At 55.7% G+C, this 253-nt stretch carries 1 pseudogene; it reads right to left on the reverse strand.

The features are described from left to right. Positions 1-236 (reverse strand): annotated as a pseudogene (locus IV91_RS19470) (transposase); the annotation flags it as partial. Positions 237-253 lie beyond the last annotated feature (17 nt).

The raw sequence follows: 253 nt of genomic DNA on the forward strand, positions 1-253 counted from the left end.
ATATGGGATGGGTGGTGCGTGTTGCTCATAACGCAGCGTGCGAGGAATGCGGAATACACATCCCGTTGCACTACTCCCGACCCGTCACCCAGCACATGCCACCGCTGACTGAGCGGCTTCTTTGTGCAAACTCCGGTGGTGTGGTCGTACTGCGACATTTTCAGCGACCAGGTGTGCAAATCAATCAACTGGCCGCCAGCACTTTCAGCCTTGCGACGCAATTGTTCGACGAACATTCCGGGTGCTCTGACTT

Origin of the sequence: Ferrovum myxofaciens, from assembly GCF_000735045.1 — a bacterium.
Taxonomy (GTDB): domain Bacteria; phylum Pseudomonadota; class Gammaproteobacteria; order Burkholderiales; family Ferrovaceae; genus Ferrovum; species Ferrovum myxofaciens.